The 20,173-nt window shown below is 69.3% G+C and carries 23 protein-coding genes; 9 read left to right on the plus strand and 14 right to left on the minus strand.

Features of this window, described 5'->3' with window-relative positions:
- The first annotated feature begins 9 nt into the window (after positions 1-9).
- The 6 genes from ACFXKA_RS37155 (at position 10) to ACFXKA_RS37180 (ending at position 5,172) form a co-directional block, all read left to right on the plus strand.
- Positions 10-903 (plus strand): XdhC family protein, encoded by an 894-nt coding sequence (locus ACFXKA_RS37155; protein ID WP_379430948.1) that lies wholly within the window; start codon positions 10-12, stop codon positions 901-903.
- Positions 900-1,493 (plus strand): NTP transferase domain-containing protein, encoded by a 594-nt coding sequence (locus ACFXKA_RS37160; protein ID WP_379430950.1) that lies wholly within the window; start codon positions 900-902, stop codon positions 1,491-1,493. Before ACFXKA_RS37155 ends, ACFXKA_RS37160 begins: the two co-directional genes overlap by 4 nt.
- Positions 1,490-2,377: a MoxR family ATPase gene (locus ACFXKA_RS37165; RefSeq protein WP_354848305.1), complete on the plus strand. Its 888-nt coding sequence runs from the start codon at positions 1,490-1,492 to the stop codon at positions 2,375-2,377. The genes ACFXKA_RS37160 and ACFXKA_RS37165 overlap by 4 nt, the downstream gene beginning before the upstream one ends.
- Positions 2,378-2,390: 13 nt before the next feature.
- A complete protein-coding gene (locus ACFXKA_RS37170; protein WP_379430951.1) occupies positions 2,391-3,041 on the plus strand; it encodes an SRPBCC family protein in 651 nt (216 codons plus the stop codon).
- Positions 3,038-4,234: a VWA domain-containing protein gene (locus ACFXKA_RS37175; protein WP_379430952.1), complete on the plus strand. Its 1,197-nt coding sequence runs from the start codon at positions 3,038-3,040 to the stop codon at positions 4,232-4,234. Before ACFXKA_RS37170 ends, ACFXKA_RS37175 begins: the two co-directional genes overlap by 4 nt.
- A 209-nt stretch (positions 4,235-4,443) precedes the next feature.
- The gene (locus ACFXKA_RS37180) at positions 4,444-5,172 is read left to right on the plus strand and encodes an enoyl-CoA hydratase/isomerase family protein (protein WP_379430953.1); all 729 of its coding nucleotides are present in this window, start codon (positions 4,444-4,446) and stop codon (positions 5,170-5,172) included.
- A 137-nt stretch (positions 5,173-5,309) separates the two neighbouring features.
- Here the strand turns inward: ACFXKA_RS37180 and ACFXKA_RS37185 are convergent, their stop codons facing one another.
- From ACFXKA_RS37185 to ACFXKA_RS37225, 9 genes are all read right to left on the minus strand, one after another.
- The gene (locus ACFXKA_RS37185; protein WP_379430954.1) at positions 5,310-6,530 is read right to left on the minus strand and encodes an RNA polymerase sigma factor; all 1,221 of its coding nucleotides are present in this window, start codon (positions 6,528-6,530) and stop codon (positions 5,310-5,312) included.
- Between the two features lies 1 nt (position 6,531).
- A complete protein-coding gene (locus ACFXKA_RS37190; RefSeq protein WP_379430955.1) occupies positions 6,532-6,873 on the minus strand; it encodes a YciI family protein in 342 nt (113 codons plus the stop codon).
- A complete protein-coding gene (locus ACFXKA_RS37195; protein ID WP_379430956.1) occupies positions 6,870-7,472 on the minus strand; it encodes a dihydrofolate reductase family protein in 603 nt (200 codons plus the stop codon). Before ACFXKA_RS37195 ends, ACFXKA_RS37190 begins: the two co-directional genes overlap by 4 nt.
- A gap of 174 nt (positions 7,473-7,646) precedes the next feature.
- Positions 7,647-7,979, minus strand: coding sequence for a DUF732 domain-containing protein (locus ACFXKA_RS37200; RefSeq protein ID WP_354848287.1), 333 nt, complete (start codon positions 7,977-7,979; stop codon positions 7,647-7,649).
- Between the two features lie 97 nt (positions 7,980-8,076).
- Positions 8,077-9,081, minus strand: a complete 1,005-nt coding sequence (locus ACFXKA_RS37205) for a hypothetical protein (protein WP_379430957.1) — start codon at positions 9,079-9,081, stop codon at positions 8,077-8,079.
- Positions 9,078-9,437: a RidA family protein gene (locus ACFXKA_RS37210; RefSeq protein WP_354848281.1), complete on the minus strand. Its 360-nt coding sequence runs from the start codon at positions 9,435-9,437 to the stop codon at positions 9,078-9,080. The genes ACFXKA_RS37205 and ACFXKA_RS37210 overlap by 4 nt, the downstream gene beginning before the upstream one ends.
- Positions 9,434-10,531, minus strand: a complete 1,098-nt coding sequence (locus ACFXKA_RS37215; RefSeq protein WP_354848279.1) for an alpha-hydroxy acid oxidase — start codon at positions 10,529-10,531, stop codon at positions 9,434-9,436. Before ACFXKA_RS37215 ends, ACFXKA_RS37210 begins: the two co-directional genes overlap by 4 nt.
- Positions 10,528-12,030, minus strand: coding sequence for an amino acid permease (locus tag ACFXKA_RS37220; protein WP_379430958.1), 1,503 nt, complete (start codon positions 12,028-12,030; stop codon positions 10,528-10,530). Before ACFXKA_RS37220 ends, ACFXKA_RS37215 begins: the two co-directional genes overlap by 4 nt.
- 222 nt (positions 12,031-12,252) lie before the next feature.
- Positions 12,253-13,419, minus strand: a complete 1,167-nt coding sequence (locus tag ACFXKA_RS37225; RefSeq protein WP_379430959.1) for a hypothetical protein — start codon at positions 13,417-13,419, stop codon at positions 12,253-12,255.
- Between the two features lie 119 nt (positions 13,420-13,538).
- On the opposite strand from ACFXKA_RS37225, the gene ACFXKA_RS37230 reads away from it, so the two are divergent.
- Complete coding sequence (locus tag ACFXKA_RS37230; RefSeq protein ID WP_354848271.1) at positions 13,539-14,120, plus strand: TetR family transcriptional regulator; 582 nt, start codon at positions 13,539-13,541, stop codon at positions 14,118-14,120.
- A gap of 6 nt (positions 14,121-14,126) precedes the next feature.
- On the opposite strand, the gene chrA is transcribed toward ACFXKA_RS37230, so the two are convergent.
- The 3 genes from chrA to ACFXKA_RS37245 form a co-directional block, all read right to left on the minus strand.
- Entirely contained in the window at positions 14,127-15,266 is a 1,140-nt protein-coding gene (chrA, locus tag ACFXKA_RS37235) for a chromate efflux transporter (RefSeq protein ID WP_379430960.1), read from the minus strand.
- 81 nt (positions 15,267-15,347) lie between these two features.
- On the minus strand, positions 15,348-16,271 hold the full coding sequence (locus tag ACFXKA_RS37240) for a hypothetical protein (RefSeq protein ID WP_379430961.1): 924 nt from the start codon (positions 16,269-16,271) through the stop codon (positions 15,348-15,350).
- Positions 16,272-16,659: 388 nt separating this feature from the next.
- Entirely contained in the window at positions 16,660-17,082 is a 423-nt protein-coding gene (locus ACFXKA_RS37245) for a hypothetical protein (RefSeq protein ID WP_379430962.1), read from the minus strand.
- Between the two features lie 167 nt (positions 17,083-17,249).
- On the opposite strand from ACFXKA_RS37245, the gene ACFXKA_RS37250 reads away from it, so the two are divergent.
- Together ACFXKA_RS37250 and ACFXKA_RS37255 are read left to right on the plus strand one after the other, a co-directional pair.
- Entirely contained in the window at positions 17,250-17,885 is a 636-nt protein-coding gene (locus ACFXKA_RS37250) for a hypothetical protein (protein WP_379430963.1), read from the plus strand.
- Between the two features lie 71 nt (positions 17,886-17,956).
- The gene (locus ACFXKA_RS37255; protein ID WP_379430964.1) at positions 17,957-18,613 is read left to right on the plus strand and encodes a hypothetical protein; all 657 of its coding nucleotides are present in this window, start codon (positions 17,957-17,959) and stop codon (positions 18,611-18,613) included.
- 62 nt (positions 18,614-18,675) lie between these two features.
- Here ACFXKA_RS37255 and ACFXKA_RS37260 read toward each other — a convergent pair whose 3' ends face one another.
- Both ACFXKA_RS37260 and ACFXKA_RS37265 read right to left on the minus strand, forming a co-directional pair.
- Positions 18,676-19,689, minus strand: coding sequence for an NADP-dependent oxidoreductase (locus ACFXKA_RS37260; protein ID WP_379430965.1), 1,014 nt, complete (start codon positions 19,687-19,689; stop codon positions 18,676-18,678).
- Positions 19,690-19,822: 133 nt separating this feature from the next.
- Entirely contained in the window at positions 19,823-20,146 is a 324-nt protein-coding gene (locus ACFXKA_RS37265) for an antibiotic biosynthesis monooxygenase (RefSeq protein WP_354848251.1), read from the minus strand.
- Positions 20,147-20,173: the final 27 nt, after the last annotated feature.

A 20,173-nucleotide genomic window follows, 5' to 3' on the forward strand; every position in this document is an offset into this window, starting at 1 on the left:
GGATCACCGATGAAGATGAACGATCGTGCCCAGGAGTTGGTCCGCACCCGGACCCCGTTCGTGCACGCGACCGTCGTGCGCGCCCAGCAGCCGACCTCGGCGCACGCCGGGGATGAGGCGATCCTGTTGCAGGACGGGACGATCGAAGGTTTCGTCGGCGGCCAGTGCGCCCAGAACTCGGTCCGCAAGGCGGCGCTGGGTGCCCTGCAGTCCCACGAGAGTGTGCTGCTGCGCGTATTGCCCGACGGCGATCTGCATTTTCCCGAAGCGCCCGGCGCGGCGGTGGTGGTGAATCCCTGTCTGTCCGGTGGAGCGCTGGAGATCTTCCTGGAGCCGCAGATCCCGGCGCCGCTGGTCCGCATCTGCGGCGCGACACCCATCGCGGATGCCTTGGCCGACATGTGCGAACTGGTGGGTTTCGGGGTGCGGCGCGGTGCTGCCGACTCCGGCTCGCTGGATTCGCTGGCCGATACGACGGTGGTGGTGATCGCCAGCCACGGTGGCCCGGAGGCGGAGATGATCCGCGTCGCGCTCGACGCGGGTGTCGGGTACATCGGCTTGGTGGCCAGCACGATTCGGGGCGCGTCGATCCTCGACGACCTCGAATTGACCGACGCCGAGCGGGCTCGCATCCGCACCCCGGTGGGTTTGCCGATCGGCGCCAAGACGTCCGCGGAGATAGCGGTGTCGATTGTCGCGGAAGTGATCCAGGCGATCCGTAAAGGCGGCCTGGCCGTCACGCCCCGCACGGCGAAGGTCGCGATCGAGGTGCTCGATCCGGTGTGCGGCATGACCGTGACCGTCGGGCCGGACACCCCGCATCTCACCGTCGACGGTGTCGACCACTGGTTCTGCAGCTCCGGCTGCCGCACCTCCTTCGCAGCGACGAGGACCGGCTCATGACGAACGGGGTCGTCACCGGAGTGGTGCTCGCCGCGGGAACCTCAGAGCGTCTCGGCACGGCGAAACAGCTACTGCCGTACCGGAATACGACGGTTCTCGGCGCCACCCTCGACATGGTGCGGTTCTGCGCGTTCGATCAGATCATCGTCACGCTCGGCGGCGCGGCGGCGGCGGTGGCCCAGCAGGTCGATCTCACCGGGGTGGAGGTCGTCCTGGCCGAGGATTTCCGTTCGGGCTGTTCGTCGTCGTTGCGTTCGGCCCTGAACCTGGTACATCCTCGGGCCGCCGGAATCGTGCTGATGCTCGGTGATCAACCGGGTCTGCCGGCGGCGCTCGTCGAGCGGCTGATCGCCGAGGGAACGTCCGCCGTGATCACGGTCTGCCGCTACCACGACGGTGTCGGGCATCCATTTTGGCTGAGTCGCAGCATATTCGGCGAGTTGGCGCGATTGCACGGCGACAAGGCCGTGTGGAAGATCATCGAGTCGGGCCGCGTCCCGGTGTCGCAACTCGACGTCGACGCACCGATGCCCTTGGACGTCGACACCTGGGACGACTACCAGCGCCTGCGCGCCGCGACGTCGCCATGATGTCGCCGTTCGACGATATCGAGGACGTGGTGCGGCGATTCGACGCCGACGACTACCTGCTCGATACCGGAACCGCCGCCGCCTTCTATCTGGCCACCACGTTGGGCCGGCCACTGCTGCTGGAAGGTGAACCGGGAGTGGGCAAGACGACGGCGGCGAAGACCCTGGCCACCGTGCTGGGCGCACCGCTGATCCGCCTGCAGTGCTACGAGGGCCTCACCGTGAGCGAAGCGCTGTACGACTGGAACTACCAGCGTCAGCTGCTCAGCATCCGGCTCGCCGAGGCGCGCGGCGCCGAGCTCACCGAAGCCGACCTGTTCACCGAGGCATATCTGGTCGACCGCCCGATCCTGCGCTGTGTGCGATATCGAGGCCCGACGCCCCCGGTGCTGCTGATCGACGAAATCGACCGTGCGGATGACGAATTCGAAGCGCTGCTGCTCGAATTCCTCGGTGAGGCCACGGTGACCGTTCCCGAACTCGGGACCTTCGTCACCGAACATCCGCCGCTCGCCGTGCTGACCTCGAACCGCAGTCGTGACCTGCACGACGCGCTGCGGCGGCGCTGCCTCTACCACTGGATCGACTACCCGGAACCGGCCCGCGCGGTGGCGATCGTGCGACGCACCGTGCCCGGGGCCACCGACGCGCTGATCGAGCACGCCACCCAATTCGTGGGCCGCGCTCGCGATCTCGATCTCGACAAGCCGCCCGGCGTCGCCGAGACCATCGACTGGATCGCCGCGCTGGTGACGCTCGACGTCGCCGACCTCACCGCGCCGGAGGCGGTCGCCGCGCTCAGCGCACTGGCGAAAACACCCGACGATCGCACCACGGTCCACGAGGCATTCGCCGAATTCACCCGAAGCCTGGCTACCGGATGAGAGGGATACTCCGATGAAGATCGCCAATGAATTCACCGTCCACGCACCCCTCGAGCAGGCCTGGGCGGTGCTGACCGATCTCGAACAGGTGGTTCCGCTCATGCCCGGGGCACAACTGGTCGGCTGGGAAGGCGAGGACTTCCTCGGCAAGCTGAAGGTCAAAGTCGGCCCGGTGACCAGTGAATTCACCGGGAAGGCGAATTTCGTCGAGCGCGACGAACACGACCATCGCGCCGTCATCACCGGCAGCGGCCGGGATTCACGCGGATCCGGAAACGCGGCGGCGACCATCACCACGCAACTGCGCGAAGACGGCGACGAAACCCGCGTCACCGTGGACACCGACCTCAAGATCGTCGGCAAGCTCGCCCAGTTCGGCAGCGGGATGTTGCAGCAGGTGTCGGAGAAGATGATCGGTCAGTTCGTCGCCTCTCTGGAAGAGAAGCTCGCAGCGGGCGATTCGGCCGCCACAGCAGCGACGGCCGGACCGGACAGCCGAGCGGCACGGCCGCAACCGGTCGCGGAAACCGAGCCGGCGCCGCTCGATCTGGTCGAGCTCGTCGGGCCCGCGATGATCAAGAAGTACGCGCCCGTCATCGCGTTCGTGCTCGCGGCCGTGCTCGGAATCATCCTGGTACGCAGGCAGATGCGCGGGAAGCGATGACGCGAGCGGCACTGCTGCGGGTCGATCTGGCCGCGTTCGCTGTCGCGGTGGTCGCGCGGCTGCGGCGTGGTGGCGTCGCGGTGGCGCCGAGCGGGCCCGCACTGTTCGTGCAGGCCTTGCGTCGCATGGCGCCGCGGTCGCGCACCGAACTCTATTGGGCTGCGCGACTCACGCTCGTCGATCGCATGCAGGATCTCGCCGCCTTCGACGCGGTCTTCGCGACGGTGTTCGCCGACGCGGTGCGGGGTGTGGACCCGCCGAGCCGAACGCACGGACTGCCGACCGAACGGGCGCCGGCGCCGGGCACGAGCGGTCGCGGGCAGTCCGGGCAGGGCGGTGAAGTCCCTTGGGCGACACTGCAATCAGCGACGGGCGCCGACCGATCGACCGACCGGAGCGTGGCGCTGCCGGACGTGCTGCCGAGCCGGTTCGCGGCCCGGGAACAGGAACCGTTCGCCAGCTTCGATCCGGACGACCTGCGGACGGTCGGCGCCTGGCTGGAGCAGGCGTCGGCGCGGTGGCCGCAGCGTCGGAGCAGGCGCTACGCACACGATCCGCACGGCAAGCGGATCGACTTCCGGGCGACGATGGACCACTCCCGCCGCACCGGCTGGGAGCCGGCGGTACTGGTCCGCACTCGTCACCGGCGCCGCCCGCGCCGAATCGTCATGATCTGCGACGTCAGCCGCTCGATGCAGCCGTATTCGACGCTCTACCTGCACCTGATGCGGGCAGCGATGCAGCGCCGTTCGCCCGACCGCCCCGAGGTGTTCGCCTTCTCCACCTCGCTGACCAGGCTGACCTCGGTGCTGGCGCACCGTTCCCCGGATGTCGCGGTGGCCCGGGCCAACGACAAGGTGGCCGACCGCTACGGCGGCACGCATATCGGCCGGTGCTTCGGTACGTTGCTCGCGACTCCGTCCGGCAACGCTGTGCGCGGCGCTGTCGTCGTCATCGCATCGGACGGCTGGGACAGCGACACACCCGACGTCCTCGCCCGCGCGATGGCCCGGCTCCGACGCCGGGCCTGGCGCGTCATCTGGCTCAATCCCCGTGCCGGCGACCCCCGATTCCAGCCGGCCACCGGTGCGATGGCGGCGGCGCTGCCGTTCTGCGACATCATGATGCCGGCGCACACGCTGGCGGGCATCCATGCGTTCATGCAAACCCTGACATCGACGATCGTCACCTGATGGCAAGTGTGCGTGGGACTCGTCGGACCAGAGGTTCGTGCAATTCGGCAGGCAAGTGCCACCTCGGATCGCCAGTGCGCGAGCCCACCTGAGCTCCTGAAGGAGATCATCGGCCGTAGCCTGAAGCCGGACTGAGACAGTCGAATTCGGTATCCGGTCGATGGCGTGCGCGTCGGCGGCCGGATACGGTCGAAGGAAAGGCAATTCTCATGAGTGCTGAGCTCGTGCTCCGGACAGTCGAGGATGGCATCGCCACCCTGACCCTGAACCGTCCCGAGAAGTTGAACGCACTGACGGCGGCCTCGTTCGAGGAGCTGGCGGCGCATCTGGACGCGCTGGCCGGCGCGGACGTCCGGTGCGTGATCCTGACCGGTGCGGGCCGATCCTTCTGCGCCGGACACGATCTGGAGTCGCTCGCCGCCGGCGACGCGCTGGCGTCCCGTTACCATGAGTCGGAGACCATTGCCCGGCTCGAGGCGTTCCCGGCGCCGGTGATCGGCAAGATCCGCGGGCACTGCTTCACCGGTGGGCTCGAACTGGCCCTGGCCTGCGACCTGCTGGTCGCGGGGAAGAACGCGCAATTCGGGGATACGCACAGTCAGTGGGGGCTGGCTCCGCTGTGGGGCATGTCGGTGCGGCTGCCGGAGCGGGTGGGCATGGCCCGGGCCAAGGAACTCAGCTTCACCGCCCGGCGGTTCAGTGGTGTCGAGGCCGCGGACATGGGCCTGGTGAACCACGCGGTGCCCGACGAGGGGCTGGACGAATTCGTGGCCCACCTGGCCACGCAGATCACCGCCAACTCGGCCGGTTCGAACCGAATCTACAAGTCGCTCTACGCGAATTCGCGGGAACTCGGACGCGCCGAGGCGTTGAAGGCGGAGACGGACATGCAGTTCGGGCTGCCGGACGACTCGGTGGAGCGCCTGACCAAGCGCTGAGGGTGACCCACCGAGGACAGCGAGCCTGGCGCACCGGGACCGCTGAGCGCGATGTGCCGAGTAGCACCCGGCCGGGGTGAGCAGACTCGGTCCATTGGGTCGGGCTGGGTGCGTCGGGACAGGTCGGGTCCATCGGGTCAGGCAGGGCGTGCCGCCTCGGCGCGGGCGATGAGGAACTCGCGTTCGGTGTCGTTGCGGGCGTGGGCGATTGCGGCGCGGTATGCCTGTGCGGCTTCGGCATTCCGGCCGAGGCGGTGCAGGAGATCGGCGCGGACGGCATGGAAGAGGTGCTGGTCGTCGAGGTCCAACTGGTCCAGTTCGGTCAGCGCGGCTGCGGGTCCGGCGACCTCGGCGACGGCCACCGCGCGGTTGAGCCGCACCACCGGGCTCGGGGTGAAGGTGAGGAGCTGGTCGTAGAGTTGGAGGATCTGCGGCCAGTCGGTGTCGGCGGCGGTGCGGGCGTCGGTGTGGACGGCGTTGACCGCGGCCTGGATCTGGTACGGGCCGGGCTGGTTGCGCCGCAGGCATTCTCGGACCAGAGCGTGGCCCTCGGCGATCAGGGCTGTGTCCCAGAGACTTCGATCCTGCTCCGGGAGGGGCATGAGCTCGCCGGTCCCGGAGGTGCGTGCGGCACTGCGTGATTCGCTGAGCAAGAGCAGCGCGAGCAGGCCGTGGACCTCGGGTTCGTCCGGCATGAGTTCGGCCAGCACCCGGGTCAGCCGGATGGCCTCGGCGCACAGGTCGGCGCGGGTCAGGCGCTCACCGGCGGTGGCGGTGTGACCCTCGGTATAGATCAGGTAGACGACCGCGAGCACGGCGTCGAGCCGGGCGGGCAGTTCGGCGTCGGACGGCACCCGATACGGGATCCGGGCATCGCGAATCTTGCCCTTGGCCCGGGTGAGGCGTTGCGCCATGGTCGTTTCCGGAACCAGGAAGGCCCGGGCGACCTCCGCCGTGGACAGCCCGCCCAGCAGGCGGAGGGTCAATGCCACCTGAGCCTGGCGGGACAGCGCCGGATGACAGCAGGTGAACATCAAGCGCAGCCGGTCGTCGCGCACCGCGCCCTCCTCGATCGGTTCGCCCTCTGCCCGGAGCAGCGCGGCCTGGGCGTACTTGTCCGCGCGGGCGGCCTCGCGGCGCAGCCGGTCCACCCCGCGATTACGGGCCGTGGTGATGATCCAGCCGGGTGGACTCGGCGGCAGCCCATCGCGCGGCCAGCGCTGCACGGCGGTGGCGAAGGCGTCCTGCACCGCGTCTTCGGCGATATCGACATCGCCGAAGACGCGGATCAGGGAGGCCACCGCGCGGCCGTAGTGCTCGGCGAAGACGGCCGCGACATCGACTGTGCCGGAAGGCATGTCAGCTGTCCTGGATAGGCCGGACCTCGATCGGCAGCCCGATGACGCGTGCCATGCGGCGACCCCAGTCCAGCGCCTCGTCCAGGTCGGCGGCGCGGATGACGGTGAAACCGCCGATGTGCTCCTTGCTTTCGGCAAAGGGCCCGTCGGTGACGAGTACCTCCGAGCCCTGCGCGCGCAGCACGGTGGCGGTACTCGGCGCGTGCAGCCCGGCCGCGAACACCCATACCCCGGACTCCCGCATCTCCGCATCGAGTGCCGTCAGCTCGCTCATGATCTCGTCGAGGTTGTCCGGCGGCGCGGTGTCATCGGGCTGGTAGACGCTGAGCAGGTACTCGGTCAACGCGACTCCTCTCCGGCGGGACGATAGGTGGCGATGAGGACACCGGTCGTCGTGGTGACGCTGTCGGTCAGCCGCAGCGGGCCCGCGTCGACGCCGTCGAACAGGCGCGCGCCGGGACCGACCGTCAACGGGTGGATCGAGAGCAGGTACTCGTCGATCATGCCCGCGCGCATGAGGGAGCGCAGCAACTCGCCGCTGCCGAGGACCACCAGATCCAGGTCCGGCCGCCCGGCGCGGAGCGCGCGCACGGCCGCGACCCCATCGCCGGCCAGCAGGGTCGAGTTCTGCCACGGCAACGGTTCGTCGAGGGTGCGGGAGCAGACGAACTTCTCCGCCTTGTCCAGCACCTCGGTGAACGGATTGTCCGTCTGGTGCGGCCAGAATCCGAAGAAGTCCTGATAGGTGCGACGGCCGAACAGCAGGCCGCCGTCGCTGTGCGCGGCCATGTGCTCGCCCATGACGCGGCCCTGGACCGGGTCCGCGTACCGGTGTGCCCAGCCGCCGCCGGTGAATCCGTTCCGGGTGTCCTCGTCGGCCCGGCCCGGCGCCTGCATGACGCCGTCGAGGGTGAGGTTGACGACCGCGATGATCCTGCCCATGTTCGCTCCTTGGCTGCGACCCGGCCAGATTGCCGGGCTCACCCTCTACACGAACGGGCTGCCGCGATCACGACACCGCCGCGGAAATCAGTCGGACCCGTCCGGGCCCGGAAAAACCTGCGGGCGCCGCCGTTTCCGGCAGCGCCCGCAGGCTCGTCACGTCCGCGGCTCAGCTCAGCCGCACAGGCTCCCCGGCGCGGTGGCCGCGTCGAGGAACAGCACGGCCTCCTCCTTCTCGGCCGCCCCACCCGGAAGCTGTTCGGACAGCTGCTCCTTGGTCATGCCCGAAGCGATGGCCGCGCAGTCGGCCTTGCCGACATCGATGGCCGCGAGCTGCTGATCCTGATCGGTCAGCAGCTCACCGCGCTCCTGCAGGTAGCTCACGAACACCTGCTCCGGCGCGGTCAGTGCCCGCTCCGCCCCGGCCACTCCCGCGGCCGCCCCCAGCAACGCGACCCCTGCAGCCATCACTCCGAAACCCGAAGCGAGACGGCTCTTTTTACCCACGAACTCTCCTTCAACATCGAACGAACCCGGCGAGCCTACCCCGGGCCGGCCCCGGCCATGCGTGAAGCCGACCGGAGCTCTGGCCGGGGAATTCGGGTCAGTCGCGTTCCAGAATGCTGGTCACCAGCATGGTGTGATCCTCGAGCCGCCGCCGCACGGACCAGCCGAGTTCGGCGAAGGCCTGCTCGTACTCCTGGCGCGTCCACAGTCGCACGCCGGTGACCGCGTGATAGATCTCGTAGGTGGGCGAGAACCACGGCTGCTGTGTCCAATACGGGGCCTCGAGCAGATAGCCGTCGCCGATCACCAGCCGCCGCAGGTTGGGGAACCAGTCCATCCAGCCGCGCAGCACCGCGGCGATGCCGTCACCGTCGCTGGCCAATTGGTGCAGCAGGAAGAACGACATGGCGGTGGTGACGGCATCGCGGTCGACGGCGGCCAGCCAGGCGGGTGGTTCCGGTTCGGGCTGCACCGATCCGGCGAGCAGGGTGATGCGGTCGCCGAGCCCGCGCGCGGTGAGTTCGGCGGTGGCCGAGGCGATCACGCCGTCCTCGATGTCGACGCCGAGGAACCGTTCTCGCTCGGCGATTCCGGCCAGCGCGAGCACCCGCCCGGCGTCGGCGCAGCCGAGATCGATGGTGCAGCCGGGTGTTCCGGCCGCGATGGCGTGCCCGATGGCCTCGAAGATTTCCGGCCGCCGCCGCGCGATGTCGGTGCAGCCGCGAGCCACCTCGCCGGGTTCGGTGGCGGCGGGAATGTATTCGCGGTGCGGGCTGTCCGACAGCTGACGGAAGGTGGGTTCCCACCCGCGCACGGCCACCCGCACGAAGCCGCGGTTCTTGCCGACATCGTGGCCGGTGTGGGTGAGCTGGTAGCGGCGCCCGCGCCGGAGCAGGAAGCCGGCGCGCACCAGCCCCTCGGCGACGGTCTGCTGGATGCCGGTGGTGGGCGCGACGGTGTCGCCGCCCAGCAGGGTGACCCACCAGCCCCAGTCGTCGGCGGCGACGATGAGCTGGCCGGCGGTCTGGCCCTCGATGACGTCTCGGATGGTGAAATCGCCGAGGGCGGACTGCGGTTGGACGAGCGGGGTGACTGCGGTCATGATCGATCTTCCTGAGCGGTGGCGACGGCGATCGCCTGGATTTCGATGAGCAGCCCGTCGATGGGCAGGGTGGTGACGGTGGTGATCCGCGCCGGTGCGGCCGTCGGGAAATGCGTGCGGAAGGCGGAGTTCCAGCCGGGGAACCAGCGGCGATCGGACAGGTAGCAGTCCAGCCGCAGTACGTGCGCGCGGCCGCTGCCCGCAGCGGTGAGGGCGGCGTCGAGCTGCCGGAAGACCTCGGCGGTCTGGCCCTCGAAGGATGCGGTGGTGACGGTCAGGGTGTCCGGGTCGACGGCGGCCAGGCCGGAAGTGAACACGAGCCCGGACGCGGTGCGGGCCAACGGGAATGCGCTCACGGGGCGGCTCGCATGACCCGGGTGGCGTCGATCTCGGCGAGGGTGGCCGCGCCGGACAGGATCATCAGGGTGCGCAGCTCCTCGGTGAGCAGCTCCAGCACCCGATCCACTCCGGCCTCCCCGGCCGCGGCCAGGCCGTAGATGGCCGCGCGGCCCAGGATCACCGCGTCCGCGCCCAGCGCGAGCGCCAGGTACACATCGCTGCCGGTGCGGATGCCGCTGTCCAGCAGGATGGGTGTCTCCGGGCCCACCGCGGCGCGAATGCGCGGCAGCATGTCCAGGCTCGCCGGGGCCGGATCGACTTGGCGGCCACCGTGATTGGAGACGACCAGGGCGCTCGCGCCGATGGCCAGAGCGCGTTCGGCCGCGGCGGGGGTGAGCACGCCCTTGGCGATCCAGGGCAGCCCGAACCCGGTGGCGGCGCCGGCCAGCTCGGCCCAATCCCACACCATGTCACCGCGTTTGAGCAGCTGCCCGAAGATCTCCGCCACGCCGGGAGCGCCGTCCTCGCCGGTCAGGTTCCCGCCGAAGTGCCGCTGATCGGGGTCGAAGCGATTGGCCATATTCCGGGTGCGGAAGCCGCCGACCGGGCAGTCGAGGGTGACGCACAGCGCGTCGTAGCCCAGTCGCGCCACCCGGTCCGCGACCGCGGCCGCGTGCCCGAAGGGATGCACCTGCGCGATCCGGGCGGCGCGGGGTGCGGCGGCGCGTACCCGCTGATAGGAGAAGCTGCCCGCCTCCGGCACGACGGACAGCGCTCCCCGGGCCTGCGCGGCCCGGGCCACGGCCGGATGCCCGTCCGGATGGAACAGCGCGTCACCGCCGAACGGTGCGGTGAGAAGCGGTGTCTCCAGGGGCATTCCGAGGAATTCGGTGCGGATCGAGGGCGCGCCCACCCCGCTCATCGGCGCGGGCAGTATGCGCCAGCGGTCGAAGGCGAGCCGGTTCTCCCGCAGGGTGATCTCCTTACCCGCGCCGCCCTCCATGAAGTCCAGGACGTCGGCGGGGAGCGCGGTCGCGGCCGCGTGACGGATCTCGTCGAGGGTGCCGAAGTCGACGCGGGTCGGGTAGAAGCTGTCGAGTTGCGCGGTCACGCCGCACCTCCGGTGGTCACCGTCGCGGTAGTGGTCAGTGCGCTCGAATCGGCCGTCGCCGGGGTGGGATCGGGTGCCGGGCTCGGATCGGGCACCCGGGGTGGATCGAGCGCCGTGGCGGTCGGGCCGTGGACGGCGGTCGCGTGGCTGCGACCGTAGAACAGATACAGTGCGACTCCCGCCGCGCTCCAGATCACGAACCGCAACCAGGTCAGCGCCTCGAATGTGGTTGCCAGCCAGACGCATCCGGCGATGGCGCAGACAGCCACCACGGGCAGGAAGGGTACCCGGAAAGGACGCGGGCGGCCGGGTGCGGTGCGGCGCAGGACGAGCACGCCCACGGCCACGATCACGAACGCGAACAGCGCGCCGATATTGACCAGTTCCGCGACCGTGCCGATGGGTAGCAGCCCGGCCACCGCGGCGACGACCGTGCCGAGCAGCAGGCTCAGCCGGACGGGCGTGCCCCGGGAACCGGTGCGGCACAGCGCCTTCGGGACCATGCCGTCCCGGCTCATGGCGAACACCAGGCGGGTCGGGCCGTAGCACACCATGAGCAGTCCCTTGGTGAGCGCGACCACCGAGGCCACCAGGATCACCTTGCCGATCCATCCGGCCCCCACGGCGGCCAGTGCGGTCGCCACCGGTGCGGCATTGCCGAGGGTGGAATACGGTGCGACACCGGTCAATACAGCGCTCACGGCCACGTAGAGGGCGGTGGCGACGACGACCGAGCCGATGATGCCCCACGGCAGATCACGGCGCGGATCGCGGGTCTCCTCGGCGGAGGTGGCGACGACATCGAAACCGAGATACGCGAAGAACGCCAGTGCCGCGCCGGCCGCGATGCCGTGCACGCCGAAGGGCAGGAACGGCGACCAGTTGCTGGGATGCAGATGGGGCGCGCCCACCGCGATCACCAGCACGAGGACGCCGATGGTCAAGGCCACCAGAGTTTTCACCACGACGGCGGTGAGTCTGACCTCGAGCACGAGCACACCGATCAGCGCCGCGACAATGAGGACCGCCGGAAGATTGATGACGCCACCGTCACTCGGGCCCGCGGAAATCGCCTTGGGCAGTGTCACTCCGAACAAGGAATCCAGGGCGGCCCCGAACAATCCGGACCAGCCGATCGCGATGGCCGATGCCGCCACCGCGTATTCGAGCAGCAGATTCCAGCCGACCAGAAACGCGGGCACCTCGCCCAGCGTGCCGCGGGTATAGGTGTACGCGCTTCCGGAGAGCGGCGTCATGGACGCGAGTTCGCTGTAGCACAGCGCCACCAGCGCGCAGATGGCCCCGGCCAGCACGAACGACAGCACGATGGCCGGTCCCGCCTTGGTCGCGGCGGCAATGCCGGTGGTGACGAAGATGCCCGCGCCCACGATGGTGCCGACGCCCATGGCGATGAGGTCCACCCGGCCGAGGCTGCGGGTGAGCGTTCCGCCGTCGGCCGGGGTTGCCGGAGTCGCGCCGGCCCGAGTTTGTGCTGCCATTTCTGGAATCCATTCGGAGAGAATGTCTTTGGACCTGATGTATTCCAGTGAAACGGCCGGAGTTTATGTGGCGGTGAACTCGCGTAACGACTTCGTTTCGTCGAAATCTGGAGTATTCGGCAATGTAAAGCATTGCGGGCATGCTGAATTGCACGCGATCGGAATTCGCGCGCGATCAATTCTGCCGTTCCATTCGATGCGTCGAATATGGCGGCGGAAGAATTATGCGGTTGTCGAGATCTGCGGAGTGGGAACGGAGTCCGTGGCACGCGCCGTTGCGCGCCGACGGACGACTGCGGTGGTCGTGGCCACCAGAACGAGGACGACCGCGGCGGCGAGCACCGCGTCGCGCATGGACGCCACGGTCGCGATGGCTCCGAAGCCCACCGTCGCGACCGCCGCGCACGCGTAGGCCACGCCCGCGAAGCGCGCGGCGGCCCGAGCGTGCTGATCGGGAGGTGTTGCGGCACTGACGATCCGGAGCCCGGAGCGATAGGCGATGCCCTGCCCGAAACCGGCCACCGCGCCGCCGCACAGCAGCAGCGCCGGGCTGGGCAGCCAGGACACGGCCGCCGCGAGCGCGACACCGGCGATGATGATCCACTGCGCCGCAACGGGTTCGGCGGCGAGTCCGGCCGGCGCGATCAGGCGTTGCGCCAGCCAGGCGCTCACCAGATACAGCGTGACGGGCAGTGCCAGCAGGGCGAGATTCTTCGTGCCCAGCAGTTCCGCACCGTAGCTCGGCAGCAGGGCGACGACCAGTCCCGCGGACACCCAGGCGGCAATGCCGCTGAGGTATCCGGCGATTCGCGGTTCGGCGGTCTCGGGGGCCGCGGCCGCGCGCCCGGCGATCGCCGGGCGCGCCGCACGATCGCTCAGCACCGCCATCGCGGTCACCGCGAGCAGGATCGCGTGGCCCATATAGACGGTCGCCCCGGGTGCGGGCAGATACTGCGCCACGACCGCGGCCGCGATCGTCCCCAGCGCCGAGCCGAGCACGGTCGCCACCGCCAGGGCCGTGCGCCCGCGTTCGCCCTTGTGTTCCAGGATCAATCCGGCCAGCGAGCCGGTCACCAACCCCACCGACAGCCCAGCGCAGATCCGCGCGGCGACCACCGGCCACGGCGAATGTGCCACGGCCATGGCCACATCCGCGGCGATGCCGAACCCGCCGCCCATCCCGATGCGCCACCACCAGCCCCGTCGGGTGGGCGGCGTGCCCACCAGTGCGAGCGCCGGGGTCAGCGCGAACAGGTAGGCGGCGAAGATCACGGTGATGAGCAGGGGTGCGAGCGTCCAGGCGTGCCGGTAGTACGGCATCATCCCGGTGGCCATGTTCGGCTGCGCCATGATCAGCACCAGCAGCACACCCGGTGCGGCTGCCCGCATCCCGGCCTCCTAACTGAGGAGATCTTCTCTGTTAGAGGATACGAAACTGAGAAGAACTTCTCTACTCGAGTGCCGTGCACCGATACCGCGTCGCGCTCGCGCAGGATGGAGACGTGCCCGTGAACACCCGCAGTGACGCCCAGCGCAGCCGCGTGCTGCTGGTCGACGCGGTCCAGAGCCTGCTGGAGGCGGGCCGGATCGGTTTCTCCATCCCGGAACTCGCCGCCGCGGCGGGTGTCGGCGTGGCCACCGCGTACCGGCATTTCCCGACTCCGCAGGACGCCCTGCAGGCCTTCCACCGCCGCGCCATCGAACATCTGGTGCAGGCGCTGGCCGCCGTCGACGCCGGCCCCGATCCGGTGGAACGGTTCCACCGCTGCTGCCGTACCTGGGTGGACCAGGCCGGGCAGTGGGGTCCGGCCGTGCGCTACATCCGCAGCTCCCGGGGCTTCATCGAACGGCTGGCCGACGGCGACGAGTCCATCACCGCCCTGCACGACATGCTCGCCGAGGTGCTCAATGCCCTCGCGCTGCAGGGCAAGACAGCCGAATACGACCTCACCTACGCGGTGCTGCTGTGGATCACCATCTTCGACGAGCGCGTGGTCTACGACCTCACCGAGCACCGCCACTGGAGCCGCGCCCAGGTGACCGACCACCTCACCCGCGCGGTCGCCGGAGCACTCGGCATCACGGTCTGACGCACATCAGCCGACCGGCCAGCCCGCCAGCGCCGCGGTCACCCCGAGCGCGCCCGCGCCCAGCAGGGCGCTCACCACACCGCGGCGCGCCGCCAATAGCCACGCCGCGGCAGCCGCGAGCACCGCGAACTGCCAGAGGTGGTGCAGCGCAAGGGCGAGCGGGATCGCGGAGCCCGCGATCGCCCCGATGACCGCAGGTCCGGCACCGGTGAAGAACGCCTGTACGCGCTGGTCGGCCCGCAGCCGGTCGAAGTACTTGCCGCCGGCCAGCACGAAGGCGAACGACGGCGCGAAAGCGACCGCGGCGGCCAGCAATCCGCCCGGCACACCCGCGGCCGCGTACCCGACCACCGCCACCGTCTGCACCACCGGGCCCGGCGTGATCTGGCCGAGCGCAACGGCATTGAGGAATTGCGCTCCGGTCATCCAGCCGTAGCGGTCGACCGCATCGGCCTGCATGAGCGGAATGATGACGAAGCCCCCGCCGTAGGACAGCGCGCCCACCTTGAAGGCCACCCAGCACAGCGCTGCCAGGCCGCCGATGGCCGGCCCGGCCGCCGATGCCAGCGGCCACGCGGATACCCGGCTCGCGGACAGGCCGCCGCGTATCCCCACCTCGACCAGCCCGGCCCCGATCAAGACCAGGACCAGCCACGGTCCCAGGACCCCGGCCGAGACGATTCCCAGTGCGGCATAGGCGATCCAGCGGGCCCGAGCGGCTCGGCCGTTGCCCGCGCGCCTCCAGCCGGCCGGAAGCAGGCCCATCGCAGCATGCACCGCGACGGCGGCGACCGCCGCGCCCGCCCCGGCCGCGGCGCCCCGCACCCACACCGGGCTGCCCGCCGCCAGGAATACCGCGGCCAGGATCAGAATCAGTGCCAAACCCGGTGCGATGAAACAGCATCCGCCGACGAGCGCCCCTGCGGTGCCGCGCAGTCGCCAGGCGGTATAGATCGCCAGCTGCGTCGAGGCCGGTCCGGGAAGCAGATTGGTCGCGGCGATGGCGTCCTCGAACTCCCCCGCGTCGAGCCAGCCGCGCCTCCGCACGCACAGGTCCCGGAGCAGGGCGATGTGTGCGGGTGGCCCGCCGAAGCCGAGGCAGCCGATGCGCCCCCACTCGCGGGCGATCGTCCACAGCGTGACCACTCCGGCTGCTCCTCCGTCTCGAATCCGACGGCCGACCTTAACCCTCGGTCGGCGACGATGCTCGGTACGGCGTCGGCGGGCTCACTTCAGGGTGGCGTGCAGCAGGGTCACCCCGGCGGTGAGGGCCGCGCCCGCCACCGACCAGCTGGTGCCCGCGGGCTGAGTGGACAGCACCGCCACGGCATAGCGGTAGGGCTGATCGGGGGAGGGGGAGACCAGACCGGTGGTGTCCAGGGTGGTCGAGGAGTCCAGATCCATCCAGCCCTGTTTGACCGCCCAGGTCGCACCGGTGAGGGCATCGGGGATTCCGAAGTACTGGTCGGTGCCGTCGGCGGCGGTCTCGGAGGCGTTGTGCAGCGCGCCGACGATCAGGTCCCGGGCCGGGGCCGGGATCGCGGTGGTGATGTAGTGGAAGACGGAGACCACATCTCGTGGCGTGGTGAGGGTTTCGCCCCATTGGGCGGTGTCGTCCGGCGCGGTGGTCGCGGACAGTCCGATGGCGGCGACCATGCGATCGATGATGGCGTTGTTGCCGCCGTTGTCCCACATCTCGTCGGCGATGTCGTCGTCACTGGTGGACAGCATCCGGGTGATCTGGGTCATGGTGTCCGGATCCGGTTGCCAGTTCTGGGTTTTCAACGCGTCCAGGGCGATGAGCAGCTTGACCACCGAGGCGGTGTAGAACTGCTCGTCGGCATTGAGACTGGCGATGGCCGCCCCGGTGGTGGTGTCCACCACGTCGATGCCGACACTGGTGCCGGGCGAGGCCGCCTGGATGGCGGTCTGCATCTGCTGGGCGATGGCCGTCACCGAAATGGGGTGCGGAGCAATCACAGTCGCGCTGGGTGCCGTGATCTCGGGTACCTGGCCGACGCCGGCCTGATCATGAGACGTGGCGAACGCAGTGGGAGCGCTGAGGGCTGCCAGGGAGATCACGGCGACGAAACTGCCGGCCGCGATCCAGAACCACCGTGCGTGCGGTGAAGGGGCCTGAATCGGGGTCATAGACAATTACATCGACACGAACCTCGAGACATTTCCAGCGGAAAGCTGTCAATTTCCTGTTAACTGGGGCGCATTCGGATCTCGGTTCGGAGACGGTTCGGACCGGCTATTTCACCGCGAACCCAGATCATTTCCGGGTCGGGATTCATCCGCCCTGGAGACAGTGACGGGTACCCGTCGTGAGATTGCTCGAAATGCCCTCGTAAAGACCCTCGCTCCCCTCGGTTTCGGGGTTCGGCTCGTGACCGTCCCGGTCCTCGCCCACGCTGACACGGACTATGACAACGGATGTGTTCTGTTATCCGACAACACATCAGCAACTGTGGATTCGCTACGGTTCAGATTCATGCTGGGCGGCAGCGGTCCGCTCGGGTGGGCGCACGCCCGGTCACACGCCGCGGTAGATCTTGCGGGCGGTCGTGATCAGCGGAATCTGGAGCGGGAGGCGCAGCAGCGCGCCGATTTTCAGCGGCAGCGGGCGATTGCTGCGCAGCCAGTCGGCGGCCATGAACAGGTTGCCGGGGAAGACAGCGAGGAAGATCAGCGCGGCCAGGCGCGCGCCCAGGCCGCGAGTGCGCGGCAGTACGAGCAGCGCGCCGGAAGCCAGTTCGGCCACGCCCGAAACCTGGGTGTAGGTGCGGGGTTTGCCCGGGAGCTGGGGTGGGATCAGGGTGTCGTAGGGCTTGGGTGCGACGAAGTGCAGGACGCCCGAGCCCAGCAGCAGGGCGGCCAGCGCGAGGGCGCGGGCCCGAATGCCATTGGAGCCGACTGGTTGGATTGCCGCGGGGGAGTGCGACAGATCTGCTGCCATCGTCGCAGCATAACCGGTCGGTATGTATTGTCCGGCGGGTAACCGGGTTCCGCATCTCTGCTCGGAGTGTCGCCGTGGCGGGTGGCCGATCCCCAAGGGATAGCGCACAATTAGGCGGCTATCCGGCTCGAGCAGGGGAAGTTATGAAGGCGCACAAAGGGGTTGCGATGGCCCTGCTGGTCCTGGGTTTGACGGTCGCGTGCTCGAAGGGGGAGGCCACCCATCCGGCCAATGCACCGGCACAAGCGGTTCCGCAGCCCGCGCCCAAGGAGAAGGAGGGCACGATTCCGGTCGGCCCCGGTCCCCAGGGCACGTACACGGTGGCTGCGCAGCCCGCGCCCGGCAGCTGCCACTACCGCAAGACCGCCGACGGCCAGCCGCTGCCCGACCCGAACTGCACCCCGGGCGCGACGAATCCCACAGTGACAGCGGCGAATCTGGCCGTCACCATCTGTAAGTCGGGCTATACCGCCTCGATTCGGCCCAACACGTCGATCACGAATCCGGAGAAGGCCGCCAATATCAAGTCCTACGACTACACCGGCGACCCCCGCGATGCCGAGTACGACCACCTGATCTCGCTGGAGCTGGGCGGCGACCCCAATGATCCGCGCAATATCTGGGTCGAGCCGCCGTCACCGGGCCACCAGGCCGGCGCCGGGCCGAACAATCCGAAGGACGGCGTGGAGACCAAGCTGCACACCCTGATCTGCACTGGCAAGGTGGCACTGGTCGACGCCCAGGTGGCGATCGCCGCCGACTGGACCACCGCGCTGGCGAAGGTCGGCTTCCCCAATAGCTAGGGGCGCGTCACGTCCGGCGTGCCGGGCCGAAACCGCCGCTGGACTCGAACCCGCGGGCCTACGATCGAACGATGTCAGCGCCGCAGGAGCCCTCGACGATGATCGAGGGCCGGGTCGTGCACAAGGTGAGCAACGCACTGAAGATCACCTTCAGTACCGGCCCCGGTGACCCGCTGGCCACCGGGGTGCAGGGCGCGGGCAATGGTCTCGCGGCCAAGGCCGCCATCCTGTTCGGCTTCAAGAACGGCGGCACCGGCAAGCACCGCATCACCTACGCCGACGGGTCGGTGGTGTGGGTGGAGTCCAAGGACTCCGCGCCCACCGTGCTCAGCCGGGGCGACGGGACCTCGCTGGCCACCATTCAGCGCGCCGACACCTCGACCGCCGTGGGATCCACGGCGGGAACGCTTTTCCACTTCGTACCCGATCCGGAGGAGGCCCGGACCCCGGAACTCTTCCGCATCGTGGTGCTCGACCGCATGGGACAGGAGACCGGCCGCCTCGACGTGGTGCGCACGGTCGGCGGCTGGAGCCTGCGCCGTATCGCGAACGATCTCTACAACGAGTCCTTCTGGTGGGATCGGGCCGGGCAGCCGCTTCCCGTCCCGATCCTGGGCACCCGGCTCTGGCTCGAGCACCCGCTCGACCCGGTGGAGCGGGACGTGCTGCTGGGTGTCTGTGTGGACATCGCCCTGGGATTGCGGCCGTACATCGCGGTCATGAAGTAGGAGAACGGCTTCCGGGACTTCCGCCCGCCGGTACGGGAGTCCCGGAGGTCCGGGGTCGGCCGTCAGTCGGAGACCTTGATGACCAGCTTGCCGAGATTCGTGCCGGTGAGCAGGCCCTGGAACGCCGCGACGGCATGGTCGAGGCCGTCGACCACATCTTCGAGGTAAACGAGCTTGCCCTCCGCGATCCACTGTGTCGCCGCCGGATAGAACTCACCGGCCTGGCTCGCGAACTCGGACACGATGAAGCCGCGCACGGTCAGGCTCCGGCGCAGGATGCTCGACATGAGCAGCGGCAGCCGGTCGGGGCCCGGCGGCAGGTCGGTGTCGTTGTAGTTGGCGATCAAGCCGCACACCGGAATTCGGGCGAATTGATTGAGCCGGGGCAGGACGGCGTCGAAGACCGCGCCGCCGACATTCTCGAAGTAGACGTCGATGCCGTCCGGGGTGGCGGCGGCCAGCTGCTCGGCGAAGTCGGGGGCGCGGTGGTCGACGGCGGCGTCGAAGCCGAAGCGCTCGCGCAGCAGGGCGACCTTCTCCGGGCCGCCTGCGATGCCGACGGCTCGCGCGCCCTTGATCCTGGCGATCTGGCCGACGGTCGAACCGACCGGTCCGGTGGCGGCGGCGACCACCACGGTCTCGCCCGGCTTCGGCTGCCCGATGGTGAGCAGACCGGAGTACGCGGTCAGACCCGGCATGCCCAGCACACCGAGGGCGGTCGTGAGCGGCGCGGCGCTCGGGTCCAGTTTCTGCAGAGCCCGCACATGCTCGACCGAGTGCGTCTGCCAGCCGCCCCAGCCCAGCACGATATCGCCGGGCCGCAGTGCGGGATCGGTGGATTCGAGGACGCGGGAGACGGTCGCGCCGCACATGGTCTCGTCGATCTCGACCGGCGGGGCGTAGGAGGGCGCGTCGCTCATGCGGCCGCGCATGTACGGGTCCAGCGACAGGTACAACGTCTGCAGCAACGCCTCGCCCGGCTGCGGCGGGTCCAGTTCGACCGTCTCGGTGCGGAAATTCTCCGGCTGCGGCATACCGGTCGGGCGGGAGGCCAGGACTATACGGGTGGACTTCATCGTCGGAACGACCTTTCGATGGACAACCCCTTCATTCTGGACATTGTGGACCCACGTCAGGTCTGTTCCGCGCGCCAGGTATCGAAACTGGTCATGATGTGACAGCGGATTCCCGGGGCGGCGGGAATTCTTGTTACTCGGGGGTGTGGCCTTGTGCGTGGACGGTGTTGCCGTAGAAGCCCTCGGGTTGCCGGGCCAGGAGTGGCGGGAGTTGGCGGGTGATGGCGGCCACCGGCTCGGAGCGGGTGGTTGCGTCGTGGGCGGGTTTGTTGATCCAGAGTTGGGTGAGCCAGACGGTGTCGGGGTCGTCGGGGGCCGTGTTGATGGTGTAGGTGAGCAGGCCGCTGGTGGGGCCGCCGGCGCGGAATCCGTTCAGGAGCAAGGTGATCAGGTCGTCGCGGCGGCCGGGGAGGGCGGTCATTCGGCCGTAGACGCTGAACATGGTGTCGTCGGACATCGGGTCACCCTTTCGGTTGGGCGGTGC

The sequence above is a fragment of the Nocardia sp. NPDC059228 genome, assembly GCF_042754245.1.
Taxonomy (GTDB): Bacteria; Actinomycetota; Actinomycetes; order Mycobacteriales; family Mycobacteriaceae; genus Nocardia.

Coding starts and splice junctions, on each gene's coding strand:
- ACFXKA_RS37160 (WP_379430950.1), top strand. CDS start 900: ATGACGAACGGGGTCGTCACCGGAGTGGTGCTCGCCGCGGGAACCTCA.
- ACFXKA_RS37165 (WP_354848305.1), top strand. CDS start 1,490: ATGATGTCGCCGTTCGACGATATCGAGGACGTGGTGCGGCGATTCGAC.
- ACFXKA_RS37245 (WP_379430962.1), bottom strand. CDS start 17,082: ATGGCAGCAGATCTGTCGCACTCCCCCGCGGCAATCCAACCAGTCGGC.
- ACFXKA_RS37250 (WP_379430963.1), top strand. CDS start 17,250: ATGGCCCTGCTGGTCCTGGGTTTGACGGTCGCGTGCTCGAAGGGGGAG.
- ACFXKA_RS37260 (WP_379430965.1), bottom strand. CDS start 19,689: ATGAAGTCCACCCGTATAGTCCTGGCCTCCCGCCCGACCGGTATGCCG.
- ACFXKA_RS37220 (WP_379430958.1), bottom strand. CDS start 12,030: ATGGCAGCACAAACTCGGGCCGGCGCGACTCCGGCAACCCCGGCCGAC.
- ACFXKA_RS37170 (WP_379430951.1), top strand. CDS start 2,391: ATGAAGATCGCCAATGAATTCACCGTCCACGCACCCCTCGAGCAGGCC.
- ACFXKA_RS37265 (WP_354848251.1), bottom strand. CDS start 20,146: ATGTCCGACGACACCATGTTCAGCGTCTACGGCCGAATGACCGCCCTC.
- ACFXKA_RS37225 (WP_379430959.1), bottom strand. CDS start 13,419: ATGCGGGCAGCCGCACCGGGTGTGCTGCTGGTGCTGATCATGGCGCAG.
- ACFXKA_RS37185 (WP_379430954.1), bottom strand. CDS start 6,530: ATGCCTTCCGGCACAGTCGATGTCGCGGCCGTCTTCGCCGAGCACTAC.
- ACFXKA_RS37155 (WP_379430948.1), top strand. CDS start 10: ATGAAGATGAACGATCGTGCCCAGGAGTTGGTCCGCACCCGGACCCCG.
- ACFXKA_RS37240 (WP_379430961.1), bottom strand. CDS start 16,271: ATGACCCCGATTCAGGCCCCTTCACCGCACGCACGGTGGTTCTGGATC.
- ACFXKA_RS37180 (WP_379430953.1), top strand. CDS start 4,444: ATGAGTGCTGAGCTCGTGCTCCGGACAGTCGAGGATGGCATCGCCACC.
- ACFXKA_RS37205 (WP_379430957.1), bottom strand. CDS start 9,081: ATGACCGCAGTCACCCCGCTCGTCCAACCGCAGTCCGCCCTCGGCGAT.
- ACFXKA_RS37255 (WP_379430964.1), top strand. CDS start 17,957: ATGTCAGCGCCGCAGGAGCCCTCGACGATGATCGAGGGCCGGGTCGTG.
- ACFXKA_RS37195 (WP_379430956.1), bottom strand. CDS start 7,472: ATGGGCAGGATCATCGCGGTCGTCAACCTCACCCTCGACGGCGTCATG.
- ACFXKA_RS37175 (WP_379430952.1), top strand. CDS start 3,038: ATGACGCGAGCGGCACTGCTGCGGGTCGATCTGGCCGCGTTCGCTGTC.